The organism is Bellilinea sp., from assembly GCF_034432615.1.
In the GTDB taxonomy this organism is placed as follows: domain Bacteria; phylum Chloroflexota; class Anaerolineae; order Anaerolineales; family Anaerolineaceae; genus Bellilinea.
In genome coordinates this window covers 1-1,845 of sequence record NZ_DAOUBL010000276.1, presented here as the reverse complement: position 1 = coordinate 1,845, position 1,845 = coordinate 1, and the positions used below count along the sequence as shown (strand labels likewise).

Genomic DNA, 1,845 nt, shown 5'->3' with positions numbered 1-1,845 from the left:
TTCGAATTTTCGTCCCCCTCCCGCCTCCCCCAAAATCGCAGGGGCGATTTTGGGGGAGGTGCAGGTGGGGGTGATTGGCTTGCATACCAGGTTTTGATCTTATCCCGAACTCACGTGGGTTTGCCCGCTGTGGGGGAGGATTTTTTTACCGTTCAGGCGCGGATTTCCTGCCGCTGGAAGAGGATGTAAGCCAGCGCAAACAGGACGATGGTGGCGGCGATCAGGCCGGTCAACTGCGGCCAGATCAGCGCCACCGATTGGGAAAGCGGCAGCGGTGAACCGAGAATGGCGCCTTCCATCTGCGTCGGCAGCAGAATGCCCAGCGAGCGGGTTTCCGGGTTGAGCAGGGCGATCATCGTTTCGGCGTACAGTGTGTTGGGCGAAAAGCGCGAAAGCGCCAGCTGCAGGTTGGCCTGCGCCAGCAGCTCGCCCAGCGTGCCAAAGCGAATCGGGCTGAGCGACTGTGCCAGCAAACCGGCAATGATGTTCCAGAATACGGTGAAGAACAACCACACTGCTGTGGAAGTCAGCGCCGCGGTTGCCGGCTGCCGGAAGATGACCGAAAAGACCATCGCCAGCGCCAGCCAGATGCCGCCGTAGAAGATGGTGGCCAGCAGGAACCACAGCGCACGTCCCACTTCTTCACCGCCGGGTGCCACCCCCAGCCGCAGAATGCCCAAACCGAAAATCAGCAGCCAGAGCGCGGTGCATACCAGCGCAAGGGTGAAGAGTCCCGCCAGAAACTTGCCCATCAACAGCGCATCGCGGTAAATGGGCTGCGCCAGCACGCGCGAGAGCGTGCGCCGGCTGAACTCACTGTTGACCGAGTCGAACGCCAGCGCAATGGCAACCAGCGGGATGAAGAAAGCCAGCAGCGCCACGAAAGCCGGCAGCGGATTTTGGGCGGTGGTGAACAGACGCAGGTACAGAAAGCGGTCCTGACTGATGTTCTGACTGATGTTCTGGGTTGCCACATAGATCGAGCCGACTGCCGCCAGCACAATCAGAATTTCCAGCACTACCATGCGCGCACTGGAGAGGTGGTCGGCCATCTCTTTGGCAACCACCGCCCACATCCCCTTCCACGGCGAGCCCTCGCGGGCTGCTGCCCGGCCGGTCGCTTCAGACCTGGCGGCTAAGGCTGGATTGGGTTGTGCCATGTTCCACCTCCTTGAAGTAGGCGCTGTAAATTTCTTCCAGACTTTGGGTCTGCACATCCAGTTTATACAAACGCCCGCCGGCCGAAACAACCGCCTGAGCGGCCTCCGGACGCAGATCGCGGGCGGCTTCCATCGTGTACAGGTTCTCGGCGGTCTGGCGGATGTTGCGGAAGCCATCCACGCGCTGTAAAGCGGCCTGAATGGCTTGCGGGTCGCCTTCGGCCTGCAGCTGAATGCGGTAGGCGCCGCCCAACACCCGCTCGGCCAGTTCGTTGACGCTGCCCTGCAGCACCATGCGGCCCTTGTGGAACAGGCCGACCCGGTCGCAAACCGCCTGCACCTGATAGAGCAGATGCGAGGAAAGCAGGATGGTGATGCCCTCCCGCTTCAGCGCGCGAATCATTTCCAGAAATTCCAGCGAGGCTTCCGGGTCCAAACCGGAAGTCGGCTCGTCCATGATGATCAGGCGCGGGTTCTTGATCAACACATCGGCTACCCCCAGCCGCTGACGCATGCCCCGCGAGAAGGTAGCCACCCGCTTATCCGCCACATCCCGCAGGCCTACCCGTTCGAGCGCTTCTTCCACGCGCGCCGGCAGTTGCTGGTTGGGTATGGCGTTCAGACGGGCGATGTAGGTCAGGTTTTCGCGGGCGGTCAGTTCATCGTAAAAACCGACCTGATCGGG

The 1,845-nt window shown here is 61.6% G+C and carries 2 protein-coding genes; both read right to left on the bottom strand.

All coding sequences use genetic code 11. The annotated features are described in order from the left end of the window. Window positions 1-152: 152 nt before the first annotated feature. On the bottom strand, window positions 153-1,160 hold the full coding sequence (locus VAE48_RS12550; RefSeq protein ID WP_322793671.1) for an ABC transporter permease: 1,008 nt from the start codon (window positions 1,158-1,160) through the stop codon (window positions 153-155). After that, window positions 1,123-1,845: ABC transporter ATP-binding protein (locus VAE48_RS12545; protein ID WP_322793670.1), on the bottom strand; the 723-nt coding region annotated here is incomplete at its 5' end. The genes VAE48_RS12545 and VAE48_RS12550, both read right to left, overlap by 38 nt.

Coding starts and splice junctions, on each gene's coding strand:
- VAE48_RS12550 (WP_322793671.1), bottom strand. CDS start 1,160: ATGGCACAACCCAATCCAGCCTTAGCCGCCAGGTCTGAAGCGACCGGC.